We start from the raw sequence: 3425 nt of genomic DNA on the forward strand, positions 1-3425 counted from the left end.
GAAGCCTGACGATGACCTACTCTCACATGGGGAATCCCCACACTACCATCGGCGATGTTGCGTTTCACTTCTGAGTTCGGCAAGGGATCAGGTGGTTCCACAACTCTATGGTCGTCAGGCAAACTGGCTTGGGTTGGTCTGGTCTTATGAGCATTCTGCTCTGCGCTGCCTGTTATCGCTGTTTGCCTCGGTCAGATTCTGACCGGCGATAACCCCAAATAAGTCGGTAAAACATTCTGTAGTAATACACCGCAAGAACTGTATGTCTCGTCTCGCGCACAATCCCCTGATCGTCTTCGATCAGCAAATCGTTAGTAACCATCTCTGTTGTATGGTCAAGCCGCACGGGCAATTAGTACTGGTTAGCTCAACGCCTCACAACGCTTCCACACCCAGCCTATCAACGTGGTAGTCTTCCACGGCCCTTTAGGACTCTCAAGGAGTCAGGGAAATCTAATCTTGAAGGAGGCTTCCCGCTTAGATGCTTTCAGCGGTTATCCCGTCCGAACATAGCTACCGGGCAATGCCACTGGCGTGACAACCCGAACACCAGAGGTTCGTTCACTCCGGTCCTCTCGTACTAGGAGCAACTCTTCTCAAATTTCCAACGCCCACGGCAGATAGGGACCGAACTGTCTCACGACGTTCTAAACCCAGCTCGCGTACCACTTTAAATGGCGAACAGCCATACCCTTGGGACCGGCTTCAGCCCCAGGATGTGATGAGCCGACATCGAGGTGCCAAACACCGCCGTCGATGTGAACTCTTGGGCGGTATCAGCCTGTTATCCCCGGAGTACCTTTTATCCGTTGAGCGATGGCCCTTCCATACAGAACCACCGGATCACTATGACCTACTTTCGTACCTGCTCGTCATGTCTGACTCGCAGTCAAGCGCACTTATACCATTATGCTCATTGCATGATTTCCGACCATGCTGAGTGCACCTTCGTACTCCTCCGTTACTCTTTGGGAGGAGACCGCCCCAGTCAAACTACCCACCATACACTGTCCTCGATCCGGATAACGGACCAGAGTTAGAACCTCAAACATACCAGGGTGGTATTTCAAGGATGGCTCCACTGCAACTGGCGTCACAGTTTCAAAGCCTCCCACCTATCCTACACAAATAGGCTCAAAGTTCAGTGCAAAGCTGTAGTAAAGGTTCACGGGGTCTTTCCGTCTAGCCGCGGGTACACTGCATCTTAACAGCGATTTCAATTTCACTGAGTCTCTGGTGGAGACAGCGTGGCCATCGTTACGCCATTCGTGCAGGTCGGAACTTACCCGACAAGGAATTTCGCTACCTTAGGACCGTTATAGTTACGGCCGCCGTTTACCGGGGCTTCGATCAAGAGCTTCGCATACGCTAACCCCATCAATTAACCTTCCGGCACCGGGCAGGCGTCACACCCTATACGTCCACTTACGTGTTTGCAGAGTGCTATGTTTTTAATAAACAGTCGCAGCCACCTGGTCACTTCGACCGGCCTCAGCTTAGGGAGCAAGTCCCATCACCAAAACCGGCGTACCTTCTCCCGAAGTTACGGTACCATTTTGCCTAGTTCCTTCACCAGAGTTCTCTCAAGCGCCTTGGTATTCTCTACCTGACCACCTGTGTCGGTTTAGAGTACGGTTCACAATTGCCTGAAGCTTAGAAGTTTTTCCTGGAAGCAGGGCATCAACCACTTCGTCTCTTAAAAAGAGACTCGTCATCAGCTCTCAGCCTTAGGGACCCGGATTTGCCTAAGTCCCCAGCCTACAACCTTAAACATGGACAACCAATCGCCATGCTGGCCTAGCCTTCTCCGTCACTCCGTCGCAGCAATTGCAAGTACAGGAATATTAACCTGTTTCCCATCGACTACGGCTTTCGCCCTCGCCTTAGGGGCCGACTAACCCTGTCCCGATTAGCGTTGGACAGGAACCCTTGGTCTTCCGGCGGGGAGGTTTTTCACCCCCCTTGTCGTTACTCATGTCAGCATTCGCACTTGTGATACCTCCAGCAGACCTCACAGTCCACCTTCAGCGGCTTACACAACGCTCCTCTACCATGCTTAAAAAGCATCCGCAGCTTCGGTTATCAGTTTGAGCCCCGGTATATCTTCCGCGCGGGCCGACTCGACTAGTGAGCTATTACGCTTTCTTTAAAGGATGGCTGCTTCTAAGCCAACCTCCTAGCTGTCTGGGCCTTCCCACATCGTTTCCCACTTAACTGATATTTGGGACCTTAGCTGGCGGTCTGGGTTGTTTCCCTTTTCACGACGGACGTTAGCACCCGCCGTGTGTCTCCCGCGATTGCACTCCACGGTATTCGGAGTTTGCATGGGGTTGGTAAGTCGGGATGACCCCCTAGCCCAAACAGTGCTCTACCCCCGTGGGTGAGACGCGAGGCGCTACCTAAATAGCTTTCGAGGAGAACCAGCTATCTCCCGGCTTGATTAGCCTTTCACTCCGATCCACAGGTCATCTCCTAATTTTTCAACATTAGTGAGTTCGGTCCTCCAGTTGATGTTACTCAACCTTCAACCTGCCCATGGATAGATCGCCGGGTTTCGGGTCTATTGCCTGCAACTAAACGCCCTATTAAGACTCGATTTCTCTACGGCTCCCCTAAGCGGTTAACCTTGCTACAGACAATAAGTCGCTGACCCATTATACAAAAGGTACGCAGTCACCCCGAAGGGCTCCTACTGCTTGTACGTATACGGTTTCAGGTTCTATTTCACTCCCCTCTCCGGGGTTCTTTTCGCCTTTCCCTCACGGTACTGGTTCACTATCGGTCAGCTGGGAGTATTTAGCCTTGGAGGATGGTCCCCCCATGTTCAGTCAAGATAACACGTGTCCCGACCTACTCGATTTCACTCTAAATGCCTTTTCGTGTACGGGGCTATCACCCTGTATCGCGGAACTTTCCAGATCCTTCCACTAAAACATAAAGAGCTTAAGGGCTAATCCCCTTTCGCTCGCCGCTACTCAGGGAATCTCGGTTGATTTCTTTTCCTCCGGGTACTTAGATGTTTCAGTTCCCCGGGTTCGCCTCCCTAACCTATGTATTCAGTTAGGGATACCTGTAAAACAGGTGGGTTTCCCCATTCGGACATTCTAGGATCAAAGCTTGTGTGCCAGCTCCCCTAGACTTTTCGCAGGCTCCTACGTCCTTCATCGCCTCCAGCTGCCAAGGCATCCACCGTATACGCTTAGTCGCTTGACCATACAACACAAACGACTACTAACGACTTTGCATTTGAATACGGGTAAGTATTCAAACACCGGATTGTGTGCTTGAGAGACACACATTTCTATTGATGTTGAGTATTGTTAGTACTCAACCTCGCCTTGCAGTGTATTACTACAAAATGTTTCACCTTGTTAAAGAACATCTGATGTAAAAATCAGAAAGCTAATCTCTCGAATCAAGCAACA

General features: G+C 50.9%; 2 rRNA genes. Both read right to left on the reverse strand.

Annotated elements, in window-relative coordinates:
• Nucleotides 1–3: 3 nt before the first annotated feature.
• A 5S ribosomal RNA gene (gene rrf, locus AS89_RS0100005) occupies nt 4–119 on the reverse strand.
• A gap of 212 nt (nt 120–331) precedes the next feature.
• A 23S ribosomal RNA gene (locus tag AS89_RS0100010) occupies nt 332–3213 on the reverse strand.
• Nucleotides 3214–3425 lie beyond the last annotated feature (212 nt).

Origin of the sequence: Microbulbifer agarilyticus S89 (genome assembly GCF_000220505.1) — a bacterium.
Taxonomy (GTDB): Bacteria; Pseudomonadota; Gammaproteobacteria; order Pseudomonadales; family Cellvibrionaceae; genus Microbulbifer; species Microbulbifer agarilyticus_B.